Source organism: Metasolibacillus fluoroglycofenilyticus, assembly GCF_003049645.1.
In the GTDB taxonomy this organism is placed as follows: Bacteria; Bacillota; Bacilli; order Bacillales_A; family Planococcaceae; genus Metasolibacillus; species Metasolibacillus fluoroglycofenilyticus.
Genome location: NZ_PYWK01000001.1, coordinates 16,553 through 42,828 on the forward strand (window position 1 = coordinate 16,553; position 26,276 = coordinate 42,828).

Annotated in this window: 32 protein-coding genes; 24 read left to right on the forward strand and 8 right to left on the reverse strand. The window is 39.0% G+C overall.

All coding sequences use genetic code 11. The annotated features are described in order from the left end of the window. The 21 genes from C9J36_RS00080 (at position 1) to C9J36_RS00180 (ending at position 15,470) form a co-directional block, all read left to right on the forward strand. Positions 1–339: a Na(+)/H(+) antiporter subunit C gene (locus C9J36_RS00080; protein ID WP_066170709.1), complete on the forward strand. Its 339-nt coding sequence runs from the start codon at positions 1–3 to the stop codon at positions 337–339. Continuing rightward, positions 332–1,813 carry a Na+/H+ antiporter subunit D gene (locus C9J36_RS00085; RefSeq protein ID WP_107941758.1) on the forward strand — a complete coding sequence of 494 codons (1,482 nt, stop codon included), beginning with the start codon at positions 332–334 and terminating at the stop codon, positions 1,811–1,813. Before C9J36_RS00080 ends, C9J36_RS00085 begins: the two co-directional genes overlap by 8 nt. Before the next feature lie 14 nt (positions 1,814–1,827). After that, complete coding sequence (locus tag C9J36_RS00090; protein ID WP_066170702.1) at positions 1,828–2,310, forward strand: Na+/H+ antiporter subunit E; 483 nt, start codon at positions 1,828–1,830, stop codon at positions 2,308–2,310. Then, positions 2,310–2,594 (forward strand): Na(+)/H(+) antiporter subunit F1, encoded by a 285-nt coding sequence (locus C9J36_RS00095; RefSeq protein WP_066170698.1) that lies wholly within the window; start codon positions 2,310–2,312, stop codon positions 2,592–2,594. Before C9J36_RS00090 ends, C9J36_RS00095 begins: the two co-directional genes overlap by 1 nt. Beyond that, the gene (locus C9J36_RS00100; RefSeq protein WP_066170695.1) at positions 2,572–2,982 is read left to right on the forward strand and encodes a Na+/H+ antiporter subunit G; all 411 of its coding nucleotides are present in this window, start codon (positions 2,572–2,574) and stop codon (positions 2,980–2,982) included. The genes C9J36_RS00095 and C9J36_RS00100 overlap by 23 nt, the downstream gene beginning before the upstream one ends. 455 nt (positions 2,983–3,437) lie before the next feature. Further along, positions 3,438–3,809 (forward strand): GntR family transcriptional regulator, encoded by a 372-nt coding sequence (locus C9J36_RS00105; RefSeq protein ID WP_201261875.1) that lies wholly within the window; start codon positions 3,438–3,440, stop codon positions 3,807–3,809. Between the two features lie 2 nt (positions 3,810–3,811). Continuing rightward, a complete protein-coding gene (locus tag C9J36_RS00110; RefSeq protein ID WP_107941760.1) occupies positions 3,812–4,675 on the forward strand; it encodes an ATP-binding cassette domain-containing protein in 864 nt (287 codons plus the stop codon). Further along, positions 4,659–5,369 carry a hypothetical protein gene (locus tag C9J36_RS00115; protein ID WP_153061581.1) on the forward strand — a complete coding sequence of 237 codons (711 nt, stop codon included), beginning with the start codon at positions 4,659–4,661 and terminating at the stop codon, positions 5,367–5,369. Before C9J36_RS00110 ends, C9J36_RS00115 begins: the two co-directional genes overlap by 17 nt. Next, positions 5,366–6,070: a hypothetical protein gene (locus C9J36_RS00120; protein WP_107941764.1), complete on the forward strand. Its 705-nt coding sequence runs from the start codon at positions 5,366–5,368 to the stop codon at positions 6,068–6,070. Before C9J36_RS00115 ends, C9J36_RS00120 begins: the two co-directional genes overlap by 4 nt. Positions 6,071–6,091: 21 nt before the next feature. Then, complete coding sequence (locus C9J36_RS00125) at positions 6,092–6,910, forward strand: metallophosphoesterase (RefSeq protein ID WP_066170684.1); 819 nt, start codon at positions 6,092–6,094, stop codon at positions 6,908–6,910. Between the two features lie 244 nt (positions 6,911–7,154). After that, positions 7,155–7,718: a hypothetical protein gene (locus C9J36_RS00130; protein WP_107941765.1), complete on the forward strand. Its 564-nt coding sequence runs from the start codon at positions 7,155–7,157 to the stop codon at positions 7,716–7,718. Between the two features lie 359 nt (positions 7,719–8,077). Then, entirely contained in the window at positions 8,078–9,772 is a 1,695-nt protein-coding gene (locus C9J36_RS00135) for an FAD-dependent oxidoreductase (protein ID WP_107941767.1), read from the forward strand. 107 nt (positions 9,773–9,879) lie between these two features. Then, entirely contained in the window at positions 9,880–10,140 is a 261-nt protein-coding gene (locus tag C9J36_RS00140; RefSeq protein WP_066170676.1) for a metal-sensitive transcriptional regulator, read from the forward strand. A gap of 222 nt (positions 10,141–10,362) precedes the next feature. Continuing rightward, the gene (locus C9J36_RS00145) at positions 10,363–10,860 is read left to right on the forward strand and encodes a DsrE/DsrF/DrsH-like family protein (RefSeq protein ID WP_430010617.1); all 498 of its coding nucleotides are present in this window, start codon (positions 10,363–10,365) and stop codon (positions 10,858–10,860) included. A gap of 11 nt (positions 10,861–10,871) precedes the next feature. After that, complete coding sequence (locus C9J36_RS00150) at positions 10,872–11,219, forward strand: rhodanese-like domain-containing protein (RefSeq protein ID WP_107941769.1); 348 nt, start codon at positions 10,872–10,874, stop codon at positions 11,217–11,219. A gap of 5 nt (positions 11,220–11,224) precedes the next feature. Further along, a complete protein-coding gene (locus tag C9J36_RS00155) occupies positions 11,225–11,527 on the forward strand; it encodes a rhodanese-like domain-containing protein (RefSeq protein WP_066170780.1) in 303 nt (100 codons plus the stop codon). 5 nt (positions 11,528–11,532) lie between these two features. After that, complete coding sequence (locus C9J36_RS00160; RefSeq protein WP_107941771.1) at positions 11,533–12,090, forward strand: sulfurtransferase TusA family protein; 558 nt, start codon at positions 11,533–11,535, stop codon at positions 12,088–12,090. Positions 12,091–12,154: 64 nt separating this feature from the next. Next, positions 12,155–13,282, forward strand: coding sequence for an MBL fold metallo-hydrolase (locus tag C9J36_RS00165; protein WP_107941772.1), 1,128 nt, complete (start codon positions 12,155–12,157; stop codon positions 13,280–13,282). Between the two features lie 171 nt (positions 13,283–13,453). Then, on the forward strand, positions 13,454–13,681 hold the full coding sequence (locus tag C9J36_RS00170) for a sulfurtransferase TusA family protein (protein WP_066170660.1): 228 nt from the start codon (positions 13,454–13,456) through the stop codon (positions 13,679–13,681). A 24-nt stretch (positions 13,682–13,705) separates the two neighbouring features. Then, complete coding sequence (locus tag C9J36_RS00175; protein WP_107941774.1) at positions 13,706–14,479, forward strand: sulfite exporter TauE/SafE family protein; 774 nt, start codon at positions 13,706–13,708, stop codon at positions 14,477–14,479. 64 nt (positions 14,480–14,543) lie between these two features. Continuing rightward, positions 14,544–15,470 (forward strand): dipeptidase, encoded by a 927-nt coding sequence (locus tag C9J36_RS00180; RefSeq protein WP_107941776.1) that lies wholly within the window; start codon positions 14,544–14,546, stop codon positions 15,468–15,470. A gap of 184 nt (positions 15,471–15,654) precedes the next feature. Here the strand turns inward: C9J36_RS00180 and C9J36_RS17205 are convergent, their stop codons facing one another. Beyond that, positions 15,655–15,855 carry a MarR family winged helix-turn-helix transcriptional regulator gene (locus C9J36_RS17205; protein ID WP_153061582.1) on the reverse strand — a complete coding sequence of 67 codons (201 nt, stop codon included), beginning with the start codon at positions 15,853–15,855 and terminating at the stop codon, positions 15,655–15,657. A gap of 61 nt (positions 15,856–15,916) precedes the next feature. After that, positions 15,917–16,396: a PCYCGC motif-containing (lipo)protein gene (locus C9J36_RS00185; RefSeq protein WP_107941778.1), complete on the reverse strand. Its 480-nt coding sequence runs from the start codon at positions 16,394–16,396 to the stop codon at positions 15,917–15,919. Positions 16,397–17,123: 727 nt separating this feature from the next. Here C9J36_RS00185 and nhaC point away from each other — a divergent pair. Continuing rightward, a complete protein-coding gene (gene nhaC, locus C9J36_RS00190; protein ID WP_107941780.1) occupies positions 17,124–18,554 on the forward strand; it encodes a Na+/H+ antiporter NhaC in 1,431 nt (476 codons plus the stop codon). Positions 18,555–18,861: 307 nt separating this feature from the next. Here the strand turns inward: nhaC and C9J36_RS00195 are convergent, their stop codons facing one another. The 6 genes from C9J36_RS00195 to C9J36_RS00220 all read right to left on the reverse strand — a co-directional run bounded on the left by C9J36_RS00195 (position 18,862) and on the right by C9J36_RS00220 (position 24,366). After that, a complete protein-coding gene (locus tag C9J36_RS00195) occupies positions 18,862–21,267 on the reverse strand; it encodes a heavy metal translocating P-type ATPase (RefSeq protein WP_107941781.1) in 2,406 nt (801 codons plus the stop codon). 78 nt (positions 21,268–21,345) lie between these two features. Next, complete coding sequence (gene copZ, locus C9J36_RS00200; protein WP_066170643.1) at positions 21,346–21,552, reverse strand: copper chaperone CopZ; 207 nt, start codon at positions 21,550–21,552, stop codon at positions 21,346–21,348. A gap of 14 nt (positions 21,553–21,566) precedes the next feature. Beyond that, positions 21,567–21,887 carry a metal-sensitive transcriptional regulator gene (locus C9J36_RS00205; RefSeq protein ID WP_066170641.1) on the reverse strand — a complete coding sequence of 107 codons (321 nt, stop codon included), beginning with the start codon at positions 21,885–21,887 and terminating at the stop codon, positions 21,567–21,569. Between the two features lie 241 nt (positions 21,888–22,128). Beyond that, positions 22,129–22,641 (reverse strand): peroxiredoxin family protein, encoded by a 513-nt coding sequence (locus C9J36_RS00210; RefSeq protein ID WP_066170639.1) that lies wholly within the window; start codon positions 22,639–22,641, stop codon positions 22,129–22,131. Next, entirely contained in the window at positions 22,634–23,191 is a 558-nt protein-coding gene (locus C9J36_RS00215) for a hypothetical protein (RefSeq protein WP_107941783.1), read from the reverse strand. The genes C9J36_RS00210 and C9J36_RS00215 overlap by 8 nt, the downstream gene beginning before the upstream one ends. Then, positions 23,191–24,366, reverse strand: coding sequence for an alanyl-tRNA editing protein (locus tag C9J36_RS00220; protein ID WP_107941785.1), 1,176 nt, complete (start codon positions 24,364–24,366; stop codon positions 23,191–23,193). The genes C9J36_RS00215 and C9J36_RS00220 overlap by 1 nt, the downstream gene beginning before the upstream one ends. Positions 24,367–24,488: 122 nt before the next feature. Here C9J36_RS00220 and C9J36_RS00225 point away from each other — a divergent pair, with 122 nt between their 5' ends. Next, entirely contained in the window at positions 24,489–24,776 is a 288-nt protein-coding gene (locus C9J36_RS00225) for a DUF6509 family protein (protein ID WP_066170630.1), read from the forward strand. Positions 24,777–25,203: 427 nt separating this feature from the next. Then, the gene (locus tag C9J36_RS00230) at positions 25,204–26,259 is read left to right on the forward strand and encodes a DUF418 domain-containing protein (protein WP_107941787.1); all 1,056 of its coding nucleotides are present in this window, start codon (positions 25,204–25,206) and stop codon (positions 26,257–26,259) included. The last annotated feature ends 17 nt before the right edge of the window (positions 26,260–26,276 follow it).

A 26,276-nucleotide genomic window follows, 5' to 3' on the forward strand; every position in this document is an offset into this window, starting at 1 on the left:
ATGGAGTCTTTAATAATTATATTAGTAGGAATTCTAGTTGCAGTAGCAACCTATTTAATCCTCTCACGCACAGTAATTCGTGTTATTTTAGGTACTGCTGTGTTATCTCATGCAGCACATCTACTTATTTTAACAGTTGGTGGCTTGAAAAAGGGGGATGTCCCACTTTTAAGCCAGTCGGACGGACCGTATACAGATGCACTTCCCCAGGCACTTATTTTAACAGCAATTGTTATTAGCCTTGCAGTCACAGCCTTTGTCTTAGTACTCGCCTACCGTATGTATAGTACGAATGGAACAGATGATTTCAGCAAGCTAGGGGGATCATCGGATGAGTAATATTATTGTATTACCGCTTATTATTCCAATCATCACAGCGATTTTACTTGTTTTCCTACGTCATAATATTCGCCTACAGCGAATTGTTAGCTTGGTGACGGTTGTTGTGGTGAGCATCATTGCGTTTATTTTACTTCTTGAAGTACAGACAAATGGCATTATGAAGATTGACTTTAGTGGGTGGTTACCTCCGTTTGGCATTTTATTTGTGGCAGATTCATTTTCAATACTCCTCGTACTGACAGCGAATATTGTTACAGCAATTTGTTTAATTTATGCCTTTTCTACAATTGGAGAGCGTCATGAGCGAATGTTTTTCTATCCGTTTGTGTTGTTTTTAATTGCAGGAGTTAATGGTTCATTTTTAACAGGTGATATTTTCAATTTGTTCGTCTGCTTCGAAGTCATGCTATTGGCCTCGTATGTACTTGTTGCACTTGGTGGAGAAAAATTCCAGATAAGAGAATCATTAAAATATGTCCTTATTAATGTTGTTGCCTCATGGCTATTTTTAGTGGCACTTGCGTTTTTATACGGCACATTAAAAACATTAAACATGGCACATATTGCAGTGCGTGTTGCTGAAGTAGGGCAAGACCCTGTATTAACGACGGTTGCTATTTTATTTTTAATCGTCTTTAGTCTGAAAGCAGGATTGCTACTATTTTTCTGGCTCCCGGGCTCTTACAGTGTGCCGCCAACTGCTGTACAAGCTTTATTTGCAGCTCTTTTAACAAAAGTTGGGATTTATGCCTTGTTCCGTACATTTACGTTAATGTTTGCATTGAATACGACTGTTACACATACGCTAATCGGCGTAATGGCAGGAATTACAATTGTGCTTGGCTGTTTAGGTGCATTATCTGGTCGCGATGTACGCACAATTGCCTCCTATAATGTAATTATCGGTGTGGGCTTTATTTTAATCGGCTTAGCAATTGGCACAGAACAAGCTTTTGCAGGAGCAATTTATTATTTGATTCACGATATGCTGGCAAAGGCTTTGCTGTTTTTAATTGTTGGAACGATGGTGTATTTAACGGGTGAGATTGTTGTGAAAAATATGAACGGTTTAATTCGTCATTATCCTTTATTTGGCTGGATTTATTTTGTTGTCATGTGTGCATTGGCTGGTATCCCCCCTTTAAGCGGTTTTATCGGCAAGGTGTTAATTGGTCAGCAGGCAATAGAAGGCGGTTTTTACGTTTTATTAGCAATCGGATTCGGCTCGAGCATTATCGTATTATACTCTTTACTTCGTATTTTCCTAGCGGCATTTTTTGGAGAAACGTCTATCAGTGAAGAGGACAAAAAGCCTATTCCAAAAGGGGCGACAGCATCATTTGTGTTGCTTGCGCTTTGTATAGTCGCACTTGGCTTAGGTGCAGAGGGAATTGCGCTATATGTAGAGGATGCAGCGCGAACTTTAGCTAATCCAGCTATTTATATTGAAGCAATTCTTGGAGCTAAGTAGAAGGAGGGCGTACTATGTTCGGTCAATTTATTTTAAATTTATTTATCGCAGCACTATGGTTTTTATTGAAGGACGATCCTAATGCGGGCTTTCCAACATTTGTAGCTGGTTTCTTAGTCGGCATTTTTATCTTATATGCGATGCATCGCTTTTTTGGCACACAGTTTTATTTACGTCGTGTGTTTAAAGTTTTTAAACTTATTATGCTTTTTATCCGCGAGCTTACTTTGTCGAGCTTTGCCGTTATTCAGCAAGTAATGACGCCACAATTAAAAATTACACCTGGTATTATTACATATCGTACAGTGCTTCGAGGAGATTGGGAAATTACAGTATTAGCACTACTGTTAACATTGACACCAGGCTCTGTAGTGATGGAAGTGACGGAGGAAGGCGATATGTTTTACATTCATGCAATGGATATAGAAGAGTCAAAGGAAACGTTACTTCGCTCCATTGGGAAATTTGAGAAGGCAATTATGGAGGTGACACGTTAATGATTGAGAAAATCCTGTTGGTTTCGCTCGTTTTATTTATGATTGCGATAGCGCTTCTCCTCTATCGTGTTATTGTAGGACCTTCTATGCCAGACCGTGCGATTGGGCTTGATACAATAGGTGTTAACTTGATTTCTTCTATTGCCATTGTATCTATTTTATTGACAACAAAAGCCTTTTTAGAGGCAATTTTAATTTTAGGTATTTTAGCATTTATCGGAACGATAGCATTTTCTAAGTATATTGAAAGGGGTGTTATCGTTGAGCGTAAATCAAATCGTTGAGTGGCTAGGAGTGTTGATGATTCTTTTTGGCGCAATTATTAGCGTTGTCAGCGCATTTGGTATGATTCGACTTCCAGATGTATATACACGCTCACATGCGGCAACGAAAAGCGCCACTTTGTCAGTCTTAGCCTGTCTTTCCGGTGCATTTCTCTATTTTTGGAGCCATGATGGCTATGTAAGTATCCGTTTAATTTTAGGAATTATTTTCGTGTTTATTACCGCGCCTGTTGCAGGACATCTTGTTTGTCGTGCAGCATATCGTTCGCGTGTACCACTTGCTGAAGGCTCGGGCGAGGATTTATTAAAGCCTGTGTTATTCGGCGATGAGGCAAATGTACCTGAACATACTGAAGAAACGCCAATTGAACGTGAACCAAAAGAATAGTTATGAGCGGGGGCGTCCAAAATGCTGTGCAGTTGCAGGCATTTTGGACGCCCCCGTTTTTTGAAGAAGTAAAAATATACCTTTGTTTAATCATTGAAGTATGTAAAAGTGTTTTCGCCTTTTTGGAAAATCTTACTTTATAGAAATAATGAGGGAAAATGTCGAAATTTCTGAATTGTGGATAATTTTTTACTGATTCCCTATTCTTTGTGTGTATAACTAATGTAATTGAGGATAACTTTGTGGAAAAGATGAGAGATTTATATGTTAAGTCGTTTCATTGTGGATAATTCAGAGTTTTTGAAGAAGAAATAGAAAGTTATCTACATTGACGAAGCGTGGTTGAGGATGTAGCAGAAATATGCTATTCGATGTTTCGTCAGCACTTGACAAAAATATGAAAATTATTTATAGTACATTACAACACTAATGTACTAATTAAGGGGTGTTTTAATTTGAAGTTGAATATGGATGGGATGACACCTATTTATGTACAGATTGCCGAATGGCTGCAAAATGAAATATTGGCAGAGCGCCTTGTTGCGGATGGTAAAGTGTATTCGCAATATCAGTTAGCGGAGCTGTTCAATATTAATCCAGCGACTGCTGGAAAGGGGCTAACACTCTTATTAGAAGAAGAGATTATATATAAAAAGAGGGGATTAGGTATGTTTGTAACGGAGCAAGCGAAAGAAATGATTCTGCAGAAACGACGTAGTGAAACGTTGCAGCAACTTGCGAGAGAATTGGTGGATGAGGCGCGGCGTCTGGCTTTGACAGATATGGAGTTAATAGCGCTAGTCCAGAAAATGCAGAGGGGGGAGTAGCCTTGATTCGATGCGAAAATATCGTGAAAAAATACCGAGGTAAAGAGGTGCTCAAGGGTGTTTCATGCCATCTTGACGAGCATAAAATTATTGGACTTATTGGACGTAATGGTGCGGGTAAATCTACGTTACTCAATATTTTAGCGGGTCATATAAAGCCGACAGCAGGAAAAGTGAGTATTTACAATAGCAATCCATTTAACAGTATAACGGCAGCGACGAATACCATTTTTATTGAGGAGGGAATGACCTTTGCTCAAAACGACAATATCGCACAAATTTTAAAAACTGCTAGGCGCTTTTATCCAAATTGGCAGCAAGAGCTTGCAGAGAAGCTATTGCAATATGTAGGTATTCATCTGAATAGCTCACACCAAAATTTATCGAAGGGGCAGCGTTCTACATTTAATTTGATTTATGGGCTGGCGACACGCTGTGCCATCACATTGCTTGATGAGCCAATGAATGGCATGGATGAGGCGGTACGTGCAGATATGTATCGTGCAATTTTAAAAGAGTATATTGCATATCCACGGACGATTATTATATCAAGTCATCATTTGAAGGAAATTGAGCACTTAATTGAAGAAATCTTGTTAATTCATAATGGGCAAGTGGTGTTCCATGAAGAGCTAGAGAAAATGCAGCAATACGCAGTGCGACTTGTAGGGCAGCCAGAACAGCTAGAACCTTATCGAAACCATGCCTTGTTTGTAAAGCAAGAGGGGTTATTAGCAGAGGTCGTTATAGAGCGAAAGTATTTCGATGGTCAATCGACTATTCAAGTGCAGCCTGTTTCAGTAAGCGATTCGTGTAGGTATATGACAGCTAGCACAACAGGAGGTATTGATGATGTATTTCAGTAATGTGTCACTTATAAGAAATATCGGAGCGCAGGTGAAATGGAGGCTAGAAACATATAGTAATGTTGTCATGATATTTGTGCTAATTCAGCTGTTTATTTCGGTAGTAGCAGGTAATAGCGGTATGAGTGGCAGCGGTATGAATAATTTGATGATTAAGGAATACTTTTATAGTTTAGATGGGTTATTAGGTATTTCGATGATGACTGCTTTTACAATTTGCGCTATATTTGCGTCAGAAAGAATACAGAAGGATAATTTGGCGGTTCCGACGACGAGATTAGCAACGAATATTTCAGTGATATTATTTATTTGTATTGTGCTATTTATTGCAACTGTCACTGCAATAATGACGAATAATATTGTGCAGTTTGTGAAAGTGCTTTTTCTAAATACGAATATTGCGGGCGTGACGCTTGTTCCGAATATATCCACATTTTTTGTATTCTATTTTGCATTGCTTTGTGCATCAGCAGTCGGGTATTTTATAAGCACATTATTCAATCTATCGAAAGTGTTGACGGTTATTAGCGGATTATTGTTTATTTATTATTCACCCTACTTTTTAGAAGATGTGTTTGGTTGGCTCGTGGGGGATAACTATGGAGTGCTTATATTGAATGCCTTTGTAATAGCAAGTGTACTTTATGCATTAGCGATGTTAATTAATAGTCGACAGGAGGTGCGCCGAGGATGATGGCAATTTTTGTATTAGTCCCTGTTGTATGTCTTGTAATATTTGGTACTATCTACATTGTAGGGCGACTCCTTTCGCGTTTTCAAGCGACGTTTAACGAGAGATTTTATAAGCTACTTGTTATATATGTAGTTATCGGGTTAATTGCGACAGTTAGCTTTCCCTATTTACCAAATGCACAAAAAGCGATATTGTCCGATAAGGAAATAAAGGAAAAGCTTGATGAAATCGAATATCTTAACCAGCTTGTACAAGAAAAGCGCTTTGATGAAATAAATCCTGATTATTTGAAGGAACAATTGACTTTTACAGTGACAAATGAAGAGCTGACATTAAAGTCAAATATGGAGTTTTTAGGAACACATGTAATCGTCACATGGCGGGATGATAAGACATCAAATGATGTTTACGCAAGCTATTATGAATTTCCATTTATTTTTTCAGGTATTGATGTAACGAATAATGTATCAGCACCACAAATACATTTTGAGAAGGATACATTATTGATTTCCGAGATAAATAGGGAAATAATCTATCATCGTGTCATCCCGAAAATATGGACAATTGAACATTATTATGAGCGTTTTGACAATGAAGGATACTCTAATTATGGAATGGGACAACAAATAATTCATTTGAATGTGCCAAAACATATAAATATTATTGATAATAGTGGTATGATTCAATATATATATTATTAATAATGAATTGAGCGGTGCAGTTTGAAAAAGTTAGTAAAATTAATTATCTTCATTGTTGCGATGTATGTTTTTTTACAAGTAAATAATAAATGGCTTATGGTAACAGAGCATGTGTATGAATCCGAGCGTGTACCAGCAAGCTTTGATGGCTATCGTATTACACAGGTGACAGATTTGCATGATGCAATATTTGGCAAGGGACAGAGGCGACTGATTGAAAAAGTGCGGGCTACCAATCCAGATGTCATTTTCATTACAGGCGATTTAATAGACAGCAATCGTTATCATTTAGAAAATAGTTTAGATGCTGTAAGAGGCTTTGTGGATATTGCAGATGTCTATTATGTGCTTGGTAATCATGAGGTAGCCACGAGAAAGATGCAGGAAATTTATGAAGTATTAATAGAACTAGGAGTGCATGTGTTACCGAATAGGGCGTTGACGATAAAGAATGGTGATGAACAAATTGTGATTGCCGGGATTGAGGACCCATTAATGGGTTATACGACACAGGAAATGCTTGATATGGCATACAAGTATGTACCGAGCGATGCATTTACACTGCTATTATCACATCGACCAGAGCGTTTTGAAACATATGTGAATAATGCGATTGATGTTGTTTTCACAGGGCATGCACATGGTGGGCAAATTCGTCTGCCATTTATCGGCGGGTTAGTAGCGCCAGGGCAGGGCTATTTACCAAAATATACAGCAGGTACGTATGAGGACGGGGAGACGACAATGGTTGTCAGCAGAGGATTAGGCAATAGCGTTGTTCCATATCGTATTTTTAATTTACCAGAGATTGTGACGGTAGAGCTACGAGCTACTAAATAGTACATTGGGGCTGATTGGAAGAGTATTACTTTCCCAATCAGCCCCAGTTTTTTGGAGAATAAATTTTGGGACCTCGTGTCAATGTGGTGAAGCGTTTATTTTTGCACCTGTACTCGCCGATTTCTGTATGGGCGTTTTGATGCTTCATGTTCTTTCCTTTTCTTCCATCTATTTTAATATTCTGAAACTTTTGTTCTTTAGGGACGTATATAGATTATATAACAAAAAGGGGTGGGATTTTCATATGATGGACCGAGAGAGAAGGACTCTTTATATTATATTTGCAATTGTAGTTGCTTTAATTGCACCAATCATTGTTCTTTTTACGCCGTTTACAATTGGGATGATTTTTTATGACCATGCAGATAAAATTGTTTTTCTTCCACTACCATCAAGTCTAGCAGTCTATAGTTCAGCGTTTATAGCTGTTGCAGCCAGCTTAGTTGCCATGTATTTTATAAAAAAGAAAGGCTTTAAAATTGCTTTAAGTATTTTTACTATCATTGCGTTTCTTTTCTTATTTGTTAGTGGGACGAAGAATTATATTTATATAGATAATGAATTTATTGAAAGCTCGCATTGGCTAAAGGGAAAAAAGCAGTATGCGTGGGATGAAATTGTGCAGCTTGATTTAACGAAAAAAACGAATGGTCGAGAGCGGGAAGACCATATTATATTCACTTTCAGTGACCAATATACATTGCCTATTTTAGTAGATGGATTGGTAGATTATAAGATTGAGCGTCAAATTGTTAATCGCGTGCAGCAGCTTAATGTTTCTGTGAATCATATCGTTGTAGAAGAATAGAGGGGCGTGCCTAAAGCCGTGCAATTGTTGGCTTTGGACTAAAGGGTATGCTTGGAGAAAATAGTGAGAAGATGGTTTGAGAATTGAAGAACACAGGTTTTATCTGATTTTTCCGAATGAAATTTGGTTTTTTATTTTATTATGTAAGATGAGGCTGCTTTTTAGGGGCAAGTCTTGCTGAACCTTGTGTTTCACTCATTTTCAAAGTAAACTATGGGGTAAACTTTTAAAAAGCCTCGCTCGACAGCGTCTGATATGCCGGTAACTGCACGGCATGTCAGACGCCTTTTTTTCTACTTGACAAAATACCTACGGGGGTATAAATTCTTTTTAAGAACATTTTAAAGGAGATAGATGATATGACAAAAAAGATATTAATTGTTGGAGGCGTTGCTGGAGGGGCTTCAGCAGCTGCACGTATCCGTCGATTGGATGAGCAGGCACAAATTATTATGTTTGAAAAAGGACCGCATGTATCATTTTCTAATTGTGCATTACCGTTTCATTTGAGTGGGATTGTGGAAAATAGTGAAAAGCTGATACTAATGAATCCGCATAGCTTTAAAACAAAATATAATATTGAAGCACGCACAAATCAAGAGGTAGTGGCGATTCATCGGGAGCGTAAAATGATTGCAGTAAAAAACTTGAAGACGGGTGAGGAATACGAAGAGAGCTATGATTATTTAATATTGTCACCGGGAGCAAGGCCGATTATTCCACAAATTAATGGTGTTGAGCTACCGCATGTCTTTACTGTGCGCAACGTGGTTGATATCCAAAACCTACAGGGGTATATAGCAAGTAATACTGTACAAAATATTGCAGTAATTGGTGGTGGCTTTATTGGAGTAGAGGTTGCTGAAAATCTCCGTTTGGCAGGGCATCATGTAGCGCTTGTTGAATTTGCTCCTCAAATTATGACACCATTTGACGAAGATATGGCACAAATTATGCATAAGGAAATGACTGATAAAGGTGTTGAACTTATTGTTGGAGATGGCTTAGCTACTATTGCGGAGCAGCATATTACATTGAATTCAGGGAAGCGCCTAGCAGTGGATGTTGTCGTGCTAGCGATTGGTGTTCGACCGGAAACAGCTTTAGCTACGGAGGCAGGCTTAGCACTTGGAGAGTTAGGAGGAATTAAAGTAAATGCGCATTATGCAACGAATGACCCTGCCATTTATGCAGTGGGAGATGCCATTGAAGTGTATCATCAGCTCTTGCACAAGCCGACAAGATTAGCATTAGCAGGACCTGCACAGCGTCAGGCACGTGCTGTAGCCAACCATATATATGGTATGACGCAGTTAAATAAAGGAGTTATTGGCTCAGCTAGTATCCAAATTTTCGATTTGGCATGTGCAGCTACAGGTTTGAATAAGCGTACAGCACAGCAGGCAGGGCTACAGGTGGATAGTGTTTATGTCATTGCACCAGATAAAGTTGGCTTAATGCCAGGTAGCAACCCACTGCATTTAAAGTTGGTATTTGAAGTACCAACAGGAAAAATTGTTGGTGCACAGGCAATTGGTAAAGGGAATGCTGATAAGCGCATTGATGTTATCGCAACACTTATTACAATGGGGGGTACATTAGAGGACTTAAAGGAGCTAGAATTAAGCTACTCACCGATGTTTAGTACAGCTAAAGATGTTGTTAATATAGGAGCACTTGTTGGACTGAATATACTTTATGGCAAGTATGAGCAAATACAAGTTTCAGATGTGCGTCCATTAGTCGAACAAGGGGCTTACTTCCTAGATGTGCGTGAGATAAATGAGTTTGCGCAAGGGCATATAAAGGGCGCTAAAAATATTCCTTTAAGTGAGCTACGTGAGCGTTTAGATGAAATCCCACGAGATGTTCCTGTTTACGTCCATTGTCGCTCAGGTCAGCGTAGCTATAATGCGGTAATGGCATTACAAGGTAATGGTTTTACGAATATTAAAAATGTGGCAGGCTCCTTTCTAGGTATTTGTCTGCATGAATATTTTAATGATTACACAAAGCAACGTGAGCCGATAATAACACAGTATAATTTTAAATAAAAGGGCAGCCAAAAAATATTTGTTGAGTTTTTTAGGTTGACAATATACCCAATGGGGTATAACATAAGGGACATGGACGATAAGTTAATGTCAGGAGGTGCTGTAATATGATATACGATCAAAAAGTAATGAATCGCGTCAAGCGAATGGAGGGCCAGTTACGCGGTATTTTACGCATGATGGAAGAAGGGCAAGATTGTCGCGATGTAATTACACAATTATCGGCGGTACGCTCTGGTGTAGATAGAGCAATTGGTGTAATTGTTAGTGAAAACCTCGTTGAATGTGTGCAAAAAGCTGGTGATAATACAGAAGAAGTCAATGCTTCAATACAGGAGGCAGTTAGTTTATTAGTGAAAAGCCGTTAATGGCTAGAGCTGTCCCAAAAGCCGAGCATACCGGGCTTTTGGACAGTATCGATGATGTTACACAAAATGTTGACTTATATAAAAGGGACGTCTAATTTAAAAATGTGATGAACATTGACTTTAGTAGCGTTATCCTTCAGTAAAAGTGGCACGATAACCGACATCATGCTGGCAACGGATGGAAAATAAACTGAACTTTTTTTTACTCAAAATAATACCTATATGGGTATATGGAGGCGTACAATGGAAAGAAAAAGAACAACGATTGTATTGTTTAGTGGAGATTATGATAAGGCGATGGCAGCGTATATTATTGCAAATGGTGCCGCTGCTTATGACCATGACGTAACGATTTTTCATACGTTCTGGGGTATTAATGCGTTGCGTAAGCAACAGCCTATCGAGGTGCAAAAAGGCTTTTTAGAAAAAATGTTTGGGCGAATGATGCCACGCGGTGCAGAAAAGCTTGGTTTATCGAAAATGCAAATGCTTGGTATGGGACCGAAAATGATTAAGCATGTAATGAAAAAACATAATGCACTAACATTAACACAGCTAATTGAAATGGCGCAGGAGCAGGATATTAAGCTTGTCTCTTGTACAATGACAATGGATTTATTAGGGCTTCAAAAAGAGGAGCTTTTAGATGGTGTGCACTATGCAGGAGTAGCTGCTTACTTAGCTGATGCAGAGCAAGGGCATGTCAATTTATTTATCTAGGAGGAGTTCATATGACAGCCTTTATCATTTTTTTAGTTATTGTTGCATTTTTAGCATGGCGCATGTTGCCAGCCAAAGGGATAAAAGCGATTTCAACTGAGGAGCTTGCGACAATTATTAATGACCGTGGCAAAATATTTATCGATGTGCGAACACCTTCAGAATATAAGGGGCGACATATTCAGCAATTTAAAAATATGCCACTTGGTACGGATTTTTCAAAGCTACCGAGGGATGGAGATATTTTCGTCATTTGTCAAAGTGGTATGCGGAGTGCACAGGCATGTAAACAAATGAAAAAGCTAGGCTACGATAATATTACAAATATTCGGGGTGGCATGAATGCATGGAAAGGATGAAAAAAATGAAGCAGATTTCGACAGAGGAAGTAGAGAAACAATTAGCGGCAGGTGAAAACTTGCAATTAATAGATGTGCGAGAGGTTGATGAAGTTCAAGAGGGACATATTCCGGGTATAAAGCATATTCCGTTAGGGTTGCTTGAATTTCGTTTGCAAGAGCTCGATAAAAATACACCATATATTATCGTATGTCGCTCTGGCGGACGTAGCGGGCTTGCTACAGCATTTTTACAGGAGCGAGGCTATGATGCAACGAATATGACTGGTGGAATGCAGGCTTGGCAAGGCATATTAAATAGGAGGTAAAAAATATGACGATTAAGGCAGATGTCCAATTAGATGCAAAAGGTTTGGCATGTCCAATGCCAATTGTGCGTACAAAAAAAGCGATGGCAGATTTAATAGATGGGCAAATATTAGAGGTACAGGCGACAGATCGTGGCTCTACAGCGGATTTAGCAGCATGGGCGCAGTCTGCTCAGCATCAATATATCGGAACGACAGAGCAGGGGGATGTACTCTATCACTATATTCGAAAATGCTCTAATGAGGATGTGATAGAAAAGCCATTTGAGCAAACAGTTACAAATGAGCAATTGCAGCAATCAACAGATGGAATCATTTTAGATGTACGTGAGGAAGTAGAGTATGTATTTGGTCATATAGCTGGGGCAAAATCGATTCCTCTAGGGGAGCTAGATGCGCGTTTACATGAACTAGCAAAGGAACAGACGATTTATGTCATTTGTCGAACAGGAAAGCGCAGTGATTTTGCAGCGCAAAAGTTAGCAAATGCGGGATTCAAAAATGTCTATAATGTGTTGCCGGGGATGACGGAATGGCAGGGCGAGCTAGAAAAATCGATATAAATTTAAGCGGTGGGGGATGCCCTGCCAAAAAAATCGAAAAAATAATACCTCAGGGGGTAATCGTATGGTAGTGATTAAGTGGACAGCAGCAGATGTTGCACGAAGAGTAATTAATGATGATAAGCTTTTTATTTTAGATGTACGCAATAAAGAGGCTTTCGAGGATTGGAAAATTGAAGGTAGGCAATTTAATTATTTAAACATACCTTACTTTGAATTGCTAGACGGCATAGAGGAAGTATTGCCACAAATCCCTTCAGATAGAGAGTTGTTAGTTGTTTGTGCCAAGGAAGGCTCTTCTATTATGATTGCCAAAATGTTAGATGAGGCAGGACGTGAAGCAGCTTATTTAGAGGGCGGTATGAAATCTTGGAGCATTTATCTTGAACCAATTAAAATAGGGGATTTAACAGGTGGCGGCGAGCTGTACCAATTCGTGCGTTTAGGCAAAGGCTGTTTATCGTATATGGTTGTCGCTGATGGCGAGGCAGCAGTAATTGATGCGGTGCGTTTTACAGATGTGTTTCTTGATTTTGCTAAAGAAAAGAATGTGAAAATTACCTATGTATTTGACACACATTTGCATGCCGACCATATTTCTGGTGGACGACAAATCGCGGCGGCAACAGGTGCTGCGTATTATTTGCCACCGAAGGATGCAGAGGAGATTGTGTTTGATTGTGAGGACCTTACAGATGGGCTAAAGGTGCAAATTGGCTCAGCGAATGTGACGATAGAGGCTCTGTATTCACCGGGGCATACGATTGGTTCCACATCATTTATTATTGATGATCGCTATTTGTTAACAGGTGATATTTTATTTATTGATTCAATTGGTCGTCCAGATTTAGCAGGACTTGCGGAGGATTGGGTAGGTGATTTACGTCAGACGCTTTATGAGCGTTACCGTGAGTTAATCGATGATTTAATTGTACTACCTGCACATTTCATGATAGTAGAGGAGTTAAATGCAGATGGGCAGGTAGCGAAACGTTTAGGTGATTTATTTGCAGAAAATCACGGTTTAAATATCGAAAATGAAGAAGAATTCCGCAGGACGGTAACGGATAATTTGCCACCACAGCCGAATGCTTATCAGCAAATACGACAAGTGAATATGGGTAAACTAAAGCCTAGCTATGATGAGCAAACGGAAATGGAAATCGGACCGAACCGTTGCGCGGTTAGATAATAAAAGGAAGATAGAGGTGTCCAAAAGCATTGTTTTATCTGCTTTGTAGACGTTTCAATAATGTTTCAACAAGGGTATAGCTATGCATATTTAGTTTAGCTGCATTTCTCTAAGTTATTGTGAAGAAGTAAAAATTAAATGAGTATTGTAAAAAGAAGAGAGGTTTTTTTGATGAAAAATACAACAATTTTAGATGCAAAGGGCTTAGCATGTCCAATGCCGATTGTACGTACAAAAAAAGCGATTGATTCACTTGAGTCAGGCGAAATTTTGGAGGTGCATGTAACGGATAAAGGTTCGTTGGCTGATATTCCTGCATGGGCAAGCGCAGGAGGTCACGAAATTACCGAGCAAACAGAAGAGGCTGGCGTGTTTGTTTTTCGTATTAAAAAAGCATAGCTAGCATAGAAAGAAGGATGTGGGATGGGTGTAACATTTATTATTGTGCTGTTTGCAATTGGCTTTGTAGGTTCATTTATTTCGGGTATGCTCGGTGTTGGAGGCTCTATTATTAAATATCCGATGCTGTTGTATATCCCGCCGTTATTTGGCTTGGCAGCATTTACAGCGCATGAAGTATCAGGCATTAGCGCTGTGCAAGTGTTTTTCGCCTCCATTGCAGGGGTCTGGGCTTATCGCAAAGGAGGATACTTAAATAAAGCGCTTATTTTAACAATGGGAAGTGCTATTTTAGTAGGTAGCTTTGTAGGTAGCTTTGGTTCCTCTAATTTATCTGAGACGAGTGTCAATATTGTTTATGGCATATTAGCTACAATTGCTGCAGCTATGATGTTTGTACCAAAAAAACAGCTCGATGATAAGCCGTTAGAGCAGGTAGTATTTAATAAGCCGCTCGCAGCAATTTTGGCATTCATCGTTGGTATAGGGTCTGGGATTGTCGGGGCGGCAGGGGGTTTTTTACTAGTACCAATTTTATTGGTCGTATTAAAAATTCCAACACGTATGACGATTGCCACAAGTCTAGCCATTACATTTATTTCATCCATTGGAGGCAGTATCGGCAAGCTAATGACGGGGCAAGTTGACTATGCCGCAGCAGTCATTATGATTATCGCAAGCATCATTGCTGCTCCTCTTGGTGCAAAGGCTGGCAAGGCGCTCAATACAAAAGTATTACAAATGATTTTGGCTTTTCTTATATTGGCTACAGCAGTTAAGATTTGGGTAGATATGTAAAGACGATGAAATGGCAATCCTCTTTCATGTACGTCATAATATGTATATGGAAGGGGGCCATCTAATGAAAGTGCCAATTATTGATTTACATTGTGATGTACTTTATAAATACGAGAATCAGGAAGTCGATTTTGTAAATGCCACACAACTAGACGTGAACTTGCAAAACTTGCGTCAAGGAAATGTCAAAGTACAGGCATTCGCCATCTTTATCCAACCAACTATACCAAAAGCAGAAAAAATAAAATCTGCGCTACGTCAGTTGTATTATTTTAAAACGCATGTAGTGCGACCAGAAAATAAAGTCGTACATATTAAAAATTGGTCTGATATTGAGCGTTTACAGGATGATGAAATAGGGGCAGTGCTGACAATTGAAGGTGTCGATTTTTTAGAGGGCGACATAAAAATGTGGCATTTATTTAGGGAGTTTGGTGTATTAAGTATCGGTCTAACGTGGAATAACGCGAATGAGGCTGCGGACGGTGTTGAGGAGGATTTAGGGCGAGGCGTAACAGCATTTGGGCAAGAAATTATTCAGTTAAATAATGCACATAAGGTGTTTACAGATGTCTCCCATTTAAGTGAGCAAAGCTTTTGGGATGTTTTAGAGCTGGCGGACTATGTTATTGCCTCGCATTCAAATGCGAAGGCGTTATGTTCGCATCGCAGAAACTTAAACGATGAGCAAATTAAAGCGATGGTGGCGAAAAAAGCACCAATCCATATCGTTTATTGCCCGATGTTTATTGTAGAAAAAAGGGAGGCGACGATAGCGGATTTAATCAAGCATATCGACCATATTTGTGCGCTTGGTGGCAAAAATCTGATTGGCTTTGGCTCAGACTTTGATGGCATTAATGAAAAGGTAAAGCATTTAGCTAATGCTAGCCAGCATTTCAATTTAGTAAATGAGCTGATGAAATATTACTCAGAGGATGAAGTGCGCGGCTTTGCCTATCAAAACTTTTTAAATCATTTACCAAAATAATAGAGTGACAGTAGCGATGATGTTTCACAAAATGTTGATTCCTATAAACAGAGAACGCCTCTTTTGAAAATGGGATGAACACAGGGTTTATTAGCCTTCTTTTGCATTTAAAATAGGTGTAAAGTTAATTTTCCTTGCCATGAAGAGTGATTCGACTTTTAAGCCAGCATCGTTTCAGGCTATTTTAGCGCTCATTTCCAATAGATTTTTGTAAAGTATTGTGCATTTCCAGTAAATTATCGTACTTCTCCTTCCCCATCCCATTTTCAATTTTCTCTTGCATTTGTGACCAAATAGGCGATGCCTCCTTTAATCTGGCAAGACCTTTATCTGTTATGGAGACAGATAAAGGTCTTGAATCGTTTTTATCCTTTGTTACATTCACAAAGCCGCTAGTCTTTAGAATATGAACATTGCGAGTGACAGTCGTTTGATGAATTAGAACATTATGCAGGAAATGGTGTATTTGTTGGCTTTTCGTAGCCTTCCTTATACATTTCATCAATTGTTTGGCGGATTTCTTGTAAATTCATACCTTCCTTATACATCTTCGCAGATTGTAAAGCAATTTCTAAACATACGAGGCAGCGAGTTCCATGGTCATCCCAAACGATAGCCCCACCGTCCTTCACCTCTTGAATAAAGCAATTTAAGTTGTTACGATGCCCTACCGATGCCCCACATCCACAATAACAAGGCATCCACTCTAAAATGTCTGTAGCCTGTCCCGCAATTTGATAAGTAAGGCGAACATTTTCTGGTTGCGCATCTAGGAAAGAGGGAAGTATATCAGCGCTTGCTGTTTCCTCTTGAATATCTCCATTAATGTGCAGATGACCATCATTTTCATCATGTACCTCTTCCTTTGCCCCACATGCAGCTAACAAAAAAACAATCGTTAATAAGCTAAATAGTATTTTTTTCATTTGCTTTAACTCTCCTTTAAAATGGGTAGCTTTAATTAAATTATAGCATAGGGGGGTATGGTACAAGATTGAACAATTCATGACAATAAGTAAATTTTCATTAATAAACTATTATTTACAATCATGCATTATAATAATTTTCCTTCGATTTATCGCGCATTAACGGCAGTAAGACACCGAATTCAAGATTTGAGTGAAATTGGCTTAAGGATAATTGGGAGATGGGGAAAACCTTCACTGATTGAAGCTTCACTTTATGAATTTCGCTAAAAACTGCTTGAAAGCGCTTTTTTTCTGCTCGAATAAGATGAATTTCTTAGAGTGGTAAGAAAATTTTGCGTTGATTTTTGTTTTTTAAAACATTAAGCTGAGAAAATGTGAGAACAAACTTCTTTTTATCTCTTATTTAACTTCTTTCAGTAGAAGTTTCCCACCGCGGTGAGATGAATATAAGTATTAGTCAGAGTGATTAATACTGTGTTGGTCTCGGTTCCGGCGGATGTCACAGATTTTGAAGGAACACCTGCGCGATGCAGGTCAGTTAACCGTTGTCACAGGATGTGACGGTTTGAGGTTAACTTCCACCAAACAGTTTGAAGAATCTGAACGCAGTTACGCCGAGGCGTAATTGATAAGCTTATAAACTTCAAGTAGGGGATGAAAAGAAGTTTGAAGGTAAGTACATCAGACAACTGAGAAATAGCATAAATGTAAAGGGGTTAGTTTAATGAAGAAGGAAATAAGTGCAAAATGGGCATTGCTTACTTTTGCGATTATGATTACAGCAATGATTATTACCGTAGTAAAACTTGAGCAAAGTCCTCATGTGCCATTAATTATTGGGACAGCAGTAGCAGCAATTGTTGCTAAATTGCATGGTTTCAAATGGAGCGAGATTGAGGAAATGATGTATAAGGGGATACGACTAGCTTTACCAGCTATCGTTATTATTATATTAGTAGGGTTAGTTATTGGCGCATGGATTGGTAGCGGTGTAGTTGCAACAATGATTTATTATGGTTTAAAGCTTATTTCTCCAGCGTGGTTTTTAGTAACAATTTTGCTATTATGCGCAATTGTTTCATTAGCGATTGGGAGCTCTTGGTCAACGATGGCGACAATTGGAGTTGCTGGCATGGGAATTGGCCTAAGTATGGGTATTCCAGCAGCAATGATTGCGGGAGCTGTTATTTCTGGGGCTTATTTTGGTGACAAAATGTCGCCATTGTCAGATACAACAAATTTAGCAGCAGGTTTAACTGGTACAGATTTATTTGATCATATTAAACATATGCTTTATACAACGATACCAGCGCTAGTTATTGCATTTGCCGTATTTGGTATTATGGGACGTCGCTTTGCAGATATTTCAATGAAGTCAGACGAAATTTTGACAACGCTTAAAGTAATGGAGCAGAGTTTTGTGATTTCTCCATGGTTACTTCTTGTCCCAGTGGGTGTTATCGTACTTGTTGGTCTAAAAGTTCCAGCAATACCAGCATTGGTAGCGGGTATTGTATCAGGGTTCCTATTGCAAATCTTTGTGCAAGGTGGAACAGCAACTGAGGCAGTTACGGCATTGCAGGAAGGTTTTGCTATTGCGACTGGCAATGAAATGGTGGATGAGCTTTTTAATCGTGGTGGCTTAGATTCAATGATGGGAACGGTTTCAATGACAATTGTGGCGATGACATTCGGAGGTATTTTAGAGTACTCTGGCATGTTACGAGCTTTAATGAATGTGATTGTTAAGTTTGCAAAGTCAACTGGAAGTCTTGTTGCTTCAACGATTGCTGCTTGTTTTACGACAAACGCAACATGCTCGGAGCAATATATTTCAATTGTCGTACCTTCCCGTATGTTTGCAGAAGTTTACGAGAAGCGCGGCTTGCATTCTAAAAACTTGTCACGAGCTTTAGAGGATGGTGGAACATTAACATCTGTTTTTGTCCCTTGGAATACTTGCGGTGTATTTATTTTAGCCACTTTAGGTGTAGGGGCGATGGAATATGCACCGTATGCGATTTTAAACTTTGTAGTACCAATTATTTCTATTATTTATGCATATGTAGGCTTTGCTATTGTGAAGTTAACACCGGAAGAAATGGCTGCTGCTGAGCAACGTAGAAAGCAGCAAGAGCAAGAAGCGGCAGTATAATATTAAAAAATATGGGGAATCTCTTAAAAAATTAAGCCGATGTGCTGTTTCACTCTCCTCAGTGCAGTGAAAAATTAGCTTTACGCTTATTTTAAATGCAAAAGTAAGCGGATAAACCTAATGTTTATTATATTTTTAAAGGAAGTTCTCTCTATTTATTTAGTGATATCTTTGAAGGAATATCACTAAAAGCGTCCCTAAAGCAGGCAATGCACTGCTTTGGGGACGCACTATTGGTTTTTATTTTTACGAAATCATTTAGGGAGGTCGCAAATAAAGCAAAGCTCACTCAAATAATTGAAGGATTTTAATGAAGCTTTACACGTTGTAATCGTAAGGCGTTAAGAACAACTGACACAGAGCTAAACGCCATCGCAGCGCCTGCAACCCAAGGTGCCAGCAAGCCAATTGCTGCGATTGGAATGCCTAATGTGTTGTAGGCAAAAGCCCAAAATAGGTTTTGTTTAATATTGCGCATCGTTTTGCGGCTCATTAAAATAGCGTCAGCAATGCCGTTTAAATCTCCGCGAATTAATGTAATATCTGCCGCCTCCATTGCAATGTCGGTTCCTGTACCTATCGCCATCCCGATATCCGCAGTAACGAGAGCAGGTGCATCATTAATTCCGTCACCGACCATAGCCACCTTTTTGCCGGTTGCCTGAAGCTTCTTCACTTCTTCAGCTTTGCCTTCAGGAAGTACCTCCGCAATAATTTGGTCGACACCTACTTCAGCACCAATTGCATGTGCTGTGCGTTCATTGTCGCCTGTCATCATAATTACTTTAATCCCCATTGCATGGAGACGCTCTACGGCAGCCTTCGAAGTTTCCTTCACAGTATCCGCAACTGCTACCATCCCAGCATATTGCCCATTAATAGCAACAAGCATAGCTGTTTTGCCGTTTTCCTCTAAAGCTTCCATTGATGGTAAAACTTCTTCGATATGAATATCGTATTGTGCCATTAATTTACGTGTACCAACAATCACCGCTTGCCCTGAAACAGTCGCCTGCACACCGTAGCCGGGAATTGCCTCAAAATATTGCACATCGCCTAATGTGATATTGCGCTCCTCGATACCTTGAACAATCGCTTGTGCTAATGGATGCTCCGACTGCTTTTCGGCTGCACCAACTAGGGATAATACAGCTGTTTCTTCTGCATCATCAGTTAGTAAGATGTCTGTCAATACCGGTTTACCATATGTCACAGTTCCTGTTTTATCGACGACGACTGTGTCGATATGTCCCGTTTGTTCTAAATGCTCGCCACCTTTAAATAAAATGCCGAATTCAGCAGCGCGTCCAGAGCCTGCCATAATGGACGTAGGTGTTGCAAGGCCAAGTGCACAAGGGCATGCGATAACAAGAATAGTAATGAAAACTTCAAGTGCAGGTGTGAATTCACCAGGCTTCACCCAAACAATCCAAGCGATAAATGCTAGCACAGCAATTGCGACAACAATCGGTACAAAAATACCCGAAATTTTATCAGCAAGTCGCTGAATGGGCGCTTTAGAGCCTTGTGCATCCTCGACAACTTTAATAATTTGAGCGAGTGCTGTGTCACGTCCAACCTTTGTTGCCTTCATGCGAATAAAGCCATTGTTATTAACTGTCGCACCGAATAATAAATCGCCAACTTTTTTATCAACAGGCAAGCTTTCACCTGTCAGCATCGATTCATCTACCGCTGTGCTACCCTCAATAACCCCGCCATCGACAGGAATTTTTTCACCGGGTTTTACTAAAATAATATCACCGAATAATACTTCTTCTAATGGAATTTCCATTTCAACACCATCGCGTACGACAAGTGCTGTTTTTGCCTGAAGTCCCATTAACTTTTTAATCGCCTCAGATGAACGACCCTTTGCTTTAGCCTCAAATAATTTGCCAAGCAAAATTAAGGTAATGAGGACGGCACTTGTCTCAAAGTAAAGATGTGCATGATGAGAATTGCCGTATAAAATCGCTTGATAAACACTGTAAAAATAAGCAGCAGATGTCCCCATCGCTACAAGCACATCCATATTGGCACTGCCATTGCGTAGCGCTTTATAAGCACTCACATAAAATTGTCCGCCAATAATAAATTGTACAGGTGTAGCTAGCGCCATCTGTACCCATGGATTCATTAAAAGGTCAGGTACATATAAGAAAGAGGTAAATGAGAAGTGCCCAACCATCGTCCAAAGTAATGGTAGTGCAAAAATCACTGCTGCAATAAATTTACGTGTTTGTTTTTTTATCGCTTGCTGTCGATGGTCTATTCCTGCTTTCGCAACAGGCTGTACTGCACCGTATCCGAGCTTTTCGACACGTTCGATTATGTCAGCTACCGCAATTTCAGACGGATTAAACTCAATTGTTGCCTTTTCCAACGCTAAATTGACGTTGGCAACTGAGACACCTGATAATTTATTCAAGCCCTTTTCGATACGTGTTGCACAGGCTGCACAAGTCATACCCGTAATGTCTAATTCAGCCTTCTCTTTCACTGTACCATAGCCAAGTGATTCAATTTTCTTCTCTAAATCGGTTGTGTTAATTTTATCCGCATCATATTTGATTGCCGATTTTTCAAGTGCTAGATTGACAGTTGCTTGTTCTACACCGTCCATCTTGTTTAAGCCTTTTTCGATGCGTGTCGCACAGGCTGCACAGGTCATCCCTGTAATTTGTAATGTTGTTTCTTTTGTAGTTGCCATTCTGCTCACCTCACATACTGTATAGGGGTATATATTTCTGTAAAGAAGAGAGTGCTTTTATAAGCACTCTGCATAATGTTATTCGACGTCGTAGCCTTGATCGTCAATTGTTTCCTTGATTTTTTCAACTGAAACCTGCGATTCATTAAAAGATACAGCAACTGTTGCTGCCTCTAAATTCACAGTTACTTGCTCAACACCTGCAAGTTCTCCAACGCTTCCTTCAACCGCTTTAACGCAATGACCACATGACATTCCTTTAACATTTAACGTTACATTTTGCATAATAAATTCACTCCTTATTTTTTCATTAATTTATGGATTGTTACAACTAATTCATCAATGATTGCATCATCACCTTGTGATAGGCGATCAACAACACAGCCTTTTAAATGACCTTCAAGTAAAATTTTTGCGACGCTGTTGAGTGCAGATTGTGTTGCTGATAGCTGTGTAATGACATCATCACAATATACATCCTTTTCAATCATCCCTTTGATGCCGCGAATTTGACCTTCAATACGATTTAAACGTGTCGTCAAGTCTTTTTTCACAGACTCAGGATGGTGACTTTGTCGACAAGCAGTATTTTCATTCATATTATGAGTAGTCTGCTCCATTACGCTCGCCTCCAATCTTTAAATTCAATTTACCATACCTGTGTAGGGTATGTCAATGGGGGAGTTTTAAAAAAAATTTCTGTAATAGGGGAGAAGTGAATACCGCAAAATTTAATTTTGAAATAGTGGGTAAATATAATTTAGTTTGTTCATTTAAAAAATATATAACAGCACTTTAAATAAAAAAGTTGTCTGAAAAGTTGCGTATAAGGCTACCTTCCAGACACTTCCTTGTATTATTCTAATAAGAATCAATAATATTTTCCATTGATTCCTCGTCTAAAGCGCCAATAAACTTTTCAATAATATTGCCATCTTCATCAATGAAAAAGGTTGTCGGGATTGTGATTACTTCATAAAGCTGACCTACCTCACCATCAATATCAAGTAAAACAGGGAATGTCAACCCGTAGCCATCTACAAAGCTTTCGGCGTTACTGACGGAATCAGATGCTGTTAAATTGACAGCCAGTACCGTAACATCGCCATCCTCATTATTTTCATGGAAATTTTGCAAATGTGGCATCTCTGCTTTACATGGAGGACACCATGTCGCCCAGAAATTTAAAATAACCTTTTGTCCTTTATAATCGGATAATGAAATAGTTGAGCCATCGATTGTTTCTAACGAGAAATCAGCAGCTTGCTCAGCGTTTTCACGTTTGTCCTTTTTGCCCATGGTGTTCGCCACATTGAACACGACAATGATAATAGCGATGGCAATAATGGCGATTGATATAATTTTTTTAACCATTTGTTCTCTCCTTTATTGTAAAAAGAATTGAGATAAAAATGAACACGCTAAATGTTAAAAGTTTCGTTAATGTTAGCGTATGCTGTAGCGATAAAGTTAGTAGTTCAATCATGAAAAATAGTAAAATCCATTGCTTATTCAGCTTGTTGCTTAATGATAAAATTAAAGCACTGATTCCAGCTTGGATTAGCGCAAATAAAAAGTTGCTCTGTAATAAATTAAAAATTGCTTCGAAAGCGTAAATATAGAGCAGTGCAGCACTGAAGGCTTGTCTTTTGATGGAAGGGTATTTTTTAGGTGCTAATAAAATAATGTAGATTGTTGCAACAAATAGCCCGAGCCAGTGCCCTTTAATTCCACCGTTAAAATAAAGCAATCCGAGTATGCTTTCCCAGTAGAATAGAATATAGCTTAATTTCCAAATAATCACGTAAATAACAATCGCATTGCTGAACCAACCATCTAGCTTTAGGGAAAGTAAAAAAGCTGCTGCTAAAAAGGCTATCCATAGCGCTGGAATAGAAATACCGAATAGTTGGAAATAGGTCATTATTTTAATGCATTTTCCATATGTTTTAATAGCTCAGAGGCAGAAATTGTTTGTTCTCCTCCGCCTTGTGCCAGCGCATCGCTACCGCCGCCTTTACCATTAATAATGGCTAAAGCAGTTGCCGCCACATTTTTCATGCTGAGCGTGACATTTTGCCCGCGTGCCGCTACGAATTGTAGCTTGTCTTCATTATTTGCAGCGAGTAGAGCAATGGCTTCCACATCAAGTTGTGTAATAAAGCGCGCTAGCTTTTGCAATGCTTGGATAGAGCGATTTTCAAAATGCATTGCTACGATATGCTGCTGTGCTCCCGCTAATAGCTCCTTAGCTTCATATTGTAATAAGGCTTCTTGTGCCTCAGCTAAGCTTTTATCCGTAGCTTTCGCGCTATCCATTACTTTTTTCAATGCTGTTGCTGCTTGCTCCTCGGGTACACTTAGCTGTCTAGCTACATCTGTCAGAACAGCCTTCCGCATTGCTAGCTCTTGTAACACACGTTCTCCACAAACAAAATGAACGCGAATTTGCTTTTTCATTTTTTCTGTCGCCATAATCTTTAATTGGCTAACTTGCCCAGTAGATGTAGGATGTGTACCACCACAGCCGTTATAATCGTAGTTTGGGATAATAACGAGGCGAATGTCCTCATCAACTGCTACATCTTTTCGTAAGTTATACTCAGTTAGCTCATCCTTCGTTACCCATTTTGTTTCAATTGAACGATTTTCTAAAATAATTTTATTCGCACGTGCCTCAGCATGTTGGAGCTGTTCCTCAGATATTTCTTCCGTATCAATATCTATGGAAACGAAGCCTGTTCCTAAATGGAAACTTGTTGTCGCATAGTTGAATAATTCGACAAAGGCGGCTGTTAAAATATGCTGGCCTGTATGCTGTTGCATATGGTCAAAGCGGCGCTGCCAATTAAGCTGGCCTGTTACCTCACCTAAAGCTAGCTGTCCATTCACATAGTGACGAATTTCTCCCTCTATTTTTTCGACATCTATCACCTCTACATCATTCAGCCAGCCTGTATCGTGTGGCTGCCCACCACCTGTTGGGTAAAAGGCTGTATTTGAAAGTACGACATAGTCTCGCCCATCATTGCCAATATGTAAAATTTTTGCTGAAAATTGCTGTATTGTCGAATCGACATAGTATAGTAAATCCTTCATTTTTTCATCTCCTTTGCCTTCTATTTTGTCATATGACTTACGCGCTGTCATCTAGTTGACGCATAGTAAATTTACGCTATCATTAATAAGACGACATATATTTCGCAAAGGGAGCGAGCAAATTGAATATTACACAATTTTCGATTGAAGAAATTAAAGACCCAACAAATATTATTGAAGGCAAGCGCTATGAATTTTTATTAGATGTAGAAATCGATGAAGAAGACGAGCTCTATTCTGAAGCAGGCATTGAAGTGCGTGTGTTAATTGGGCATCATGAAGAGGAAGTGCGTATTTTAAATTACTTCATTATCGACAAGGCGGAAAACGAATATTTAGATTTCGCGTTAGAGGATGATGAGGAAGCGATGATTTTAGCGTTTTGCAAGGAGCAGCTTGTGACAGAGTGATAGTAAAATAAAAGAGGGCGTCCAAAGAGCCATGCGATTGCTGGCTTTTTGGACGCCTTCGTTGATGTTTTAGCAAAATTTTTATTCATCAATATACTCTGGAAATGAGAAAAGAGAATTTTCCCTTTCGGTGCGCTATCAAAACAAAACTGTCTTTTGACTGAAGTAGATACTGTAAATAATAAAACGGATTAGGCTCTAAATTGTAAGAGGCTCAAGCCTTGCTGGTAACGCTTGTTGTTGTAAAAATCAATTTTAAGCTTCCATTGCTTGTACGCGTTTTGGACACGTTTTAAAAATCCTTAATCAGGCTATTATCAATACATATCTACTTTACTTAAGGTTTTTGTAAGCTTGCCATTAAATAGACGTAAGGTACACACGTTACATTTAGGACGGATATTTCAAAAGAAGGAGCTGTTCATAAATGCAATCGTCAGTAACACCGAAAGAAAGAATTCAAGCCCTTGATATTATTCGAGGCTTTGCATTGTTTGGCATTTTATTTATTAATATCGCAGGCTATCAAGTACTAGTTGAGGGTGGTCCAATACCTGATTTTACAGGCATTAATAAAACGATTGATTCATTAATCAATATTTTTATAGAAAAGAAATTTTACTCGATATTCTCGTTTTTATTTGGGGTAGGGTTTTATATTTTTGCATCGCGTGCCGAGGCACATGGGGATAAACCGAGATGGCGCTTTGTAAGACGTTTACTTGCATTGTTATTAATCGGAATCGTGCATATATTTATTTTCTGGGGCTCAATTTTAGTTTTTTATGCGGTGATAGGCCTTTTATTACTGCCATTTTATAAAGCGAGATTAAACACGATTCGCAGTTGGTTAATAGGTTTAATCACACTTCAAATTGTTGCAACAGCACTACCGCTTTTTGTACCTATTACAGATTCAGCCGTGACAAGCATTTTCAGTAATGATTCAATGATTGTATTCATAATGTTTTTATCTGGTTTCTACGTATCAAAGGCAGGCTGGATTCAAAATGTAAAGGAAGTGAAGCAGTTAAAGCTTTTATTTATTGGGCTGTTGCCGTTTGCGGTGGGTAGCATGCTATGGATTTGGTTTGCATCTGAAGGGAATAACGGAAATCTAATGCAAATTATGACACTAGGAACAGTGCCGATTACGTATTGCTATTTAATTTTATTATTTTGGATTTTCTCGAATCCAACTGCTGTAAGGCTATGTCAGCCTATCGCGAAAGTTGGGCGAATGGCTTTAACGAATTATATCGCACAAAGCTTTATTGCTTTAGCCATTATCTCGGTTATGGGTCTGGAAGTTGTAAATTCGAAGGATATTATGATCATTGCACCAATGGTCTTTGCTATCCAAATTGTATTTAGCGTAGTTTATTTCAAGTTTTTCAAGATGGGACCAATGGAGAAATTATGGCGCTGGATGACCGGAAAAAGTACGGGTGCCAGGCACTCAAACAATTTAGACACAATTTAGTTGCAATTCATGTATGA

What these genes read in the sequence shown, in the direction of transcription:
- C9J36_RS00090 (WP_066170702.1), top strand. Translation starts at nt 1,828, where the DNA reads ATGTTCGGTCAATTTATTTTAAATTTATTTATCGCAGCACTATGGTTT.
- C9J36_RS00135 (WP_107941767.1), top strand. Translation starts at nt 8,078, where the DNA reads ATGACAAAAAAGATATTAATTGTTGGAGGCGTTGCTGGAGGGGCTTCA.
- C9J36_RS00115 (WP_153061581.1), top strand. Translation starts at nt 4,659, where the DNA reads ATGATGTATTTCAGTAATGTGTCACTTATAAGAAATATCGGAGCGCAG.
- C9J36_RS00205 (WP_066170641.1), bottom strand. Translation starts at nt 21,887, where the DNA reads ATGGAGCAGACTACTCATAATATGAATGAAAATACTGCTTGTCGACAA.
- C9J36_RS00220 (WP_107941785.1), bottom strand. Translation starts at nt 24,366, where the DNA reads ATGAAGGATTTACTATACTATGTCGATTCGACAATACAGCAATTTTCA.
- C9J36_RS00120 (WP_107941764.1), top strand. Translation starts at nt 5,366, where the DNA reads ATGATGGCAATTTTTGTATTAGTCCCTGTTGTATGTCTTGTAATATTT.
- C9J36_RS00095 (WP_066170698.1), top strand. Translation starts at nt 2,310, where the DNA reads ATGATTGAGAAAATCCTGTTGGTTTCGCTCGTTTTATTTATGATTGCG.
- C9J36_RS00170 (WP_066170660.1), top strand. Translation starts at nt 13,454, where the DNA reads ATGAAAAATACAACAATTTTAGATGCAAAGGGCTTAGCATGTCCAATG.
- C9J36_RS00185 (WP_107941778.1), bottom strand. Translation starts at nt 16,396, where the DNA reads ATGAAAAAAATACTATTTAGCTTATTAACGATTGTTTTTTTGTTAGCT.
- C9J36_RS00130 (WP_107941765.1), top strand. Translation starts at nt 7,155, where the DNA reads ATGATGGACCGAGAGAGAAGGACTCTTTATATTATATTTGCAATTGTA.
- nhaC (WP_107941780.1), top strand. Translation starts at nt 17,124, where the DNA reads ATGAAGAAGGAAATAAGTGCAAAATGGGCATTGCTTACTTTTGCGATT.
- C9J36_RS00180 (WP_107941776.1), top strand. Translation starts at nt 14,544, where the DNA reads ATGAAAGTGCCAATTATTGATTTACATTGTGATGTACTTTATAAATAC.
- C9J36_RS00160 (WP_107941771.1), top strand. Translation starts at nt 11,533, where the DNA reads ATGACGATTAAGGCAGATGTCCAATTAGATGCAAAAGGTTTGGCATGT.
- C9J36_RS00230 (WP_107941787.1), top strand. Translation starts at nt 25,204, where the DNA reads ATGCAATCGTCAGTAACACCGAAAGAAAGAATTCAAGCCCTTGATATT.
- C9J36_RS00215 (WP_107941783.1), bottom strand. Translation starts at nt 23,191, where the DNA reads ATGACCTATTTCCAACTATTCGGTATTTCTATTCCAGCGCTATGGATA.
- C9J36_RS00165 (WP_107941772.1), top strand. Translation starts at nt 12,155, where the DNA reads ATGGTAGTGATTAAGTGGACAGCAGCAGATGTTGCACGAAGAGTAATT.
- copZ (WP_066170643.1), bottom strand. Translation starts at nt 21,552, where the DNA reads ATGCAAAATGTAACGTTAAATGTTAAAGGAATGTCATGTGGTCATTGC.
- C9J36_RS00150 (WP_107941769.1), top strand. Translation starts at nt 10,872, where the DNA reads ATGACAGCCTTTATCATTTTTTTAGTTATTGTTGCATTTTTAGCATGG.
- C9J36_RS00080 (WP_066170709.1), top strand. Translation starts at nt 1, where the DNA reads ATGGAGTCTTTAATAATTATATTAGTAGGAATTCTAGTTGCAGTAGCA.
- C9J36_RS00145 (WP_430010617.1), top strand. Translation starts at nt 10,363, where the DNA reads ATGGGTATATGGAGGCGTACAATGGAAAGAAAAAGAACAACGATTGTA.
- C9J36_RS00195 (WP_107941781.1), bottom strand. Translation starts at nt 21,267, where the DNA reads ATGGCAACTACAAAAGAAACAACATTACAAATTACAGGGATGACCTGT.
- C9J36_RS00210 (WP_066170639.1), bottom strand. Translation starts at nt 22,641, where the DNA reads ATGGTTAAAAAAATTATATCAATCGCCATTATTGCCATCGCTATTATC.
- C9J36_RS00085 (WP_107941758.1), top strand. Translation starts at nt 332, where the DNA reads ATGAGTAATATTATTGTATTACCGCTTATTATTCCAATCATCACAGCG.
- C9J36_RS00175 (WP_107941774.1), top strand. Translation starts at nt 13,706, where the DNA reads ATGGGTGTAACATTTATTATTGTGCTGTTTGCAATTGGCTTTGTAGGT.
- C9J36_RS00140 (WP_066170676.1), top strand. Translation starts at nt 9,880, where the DNA reads ATGATATACGATCAAAAAGTAATGAATCGCGTCAAGCGAATGGAGGGC.
- C9J36_RS00155 (WP_066170780.1), top strand. Translation starts at nt 11,225, where the DNA reads ATGAAGCAGATTTCGACAGAGGAAGTAGAGAAACAATTAGCGGCAGGT.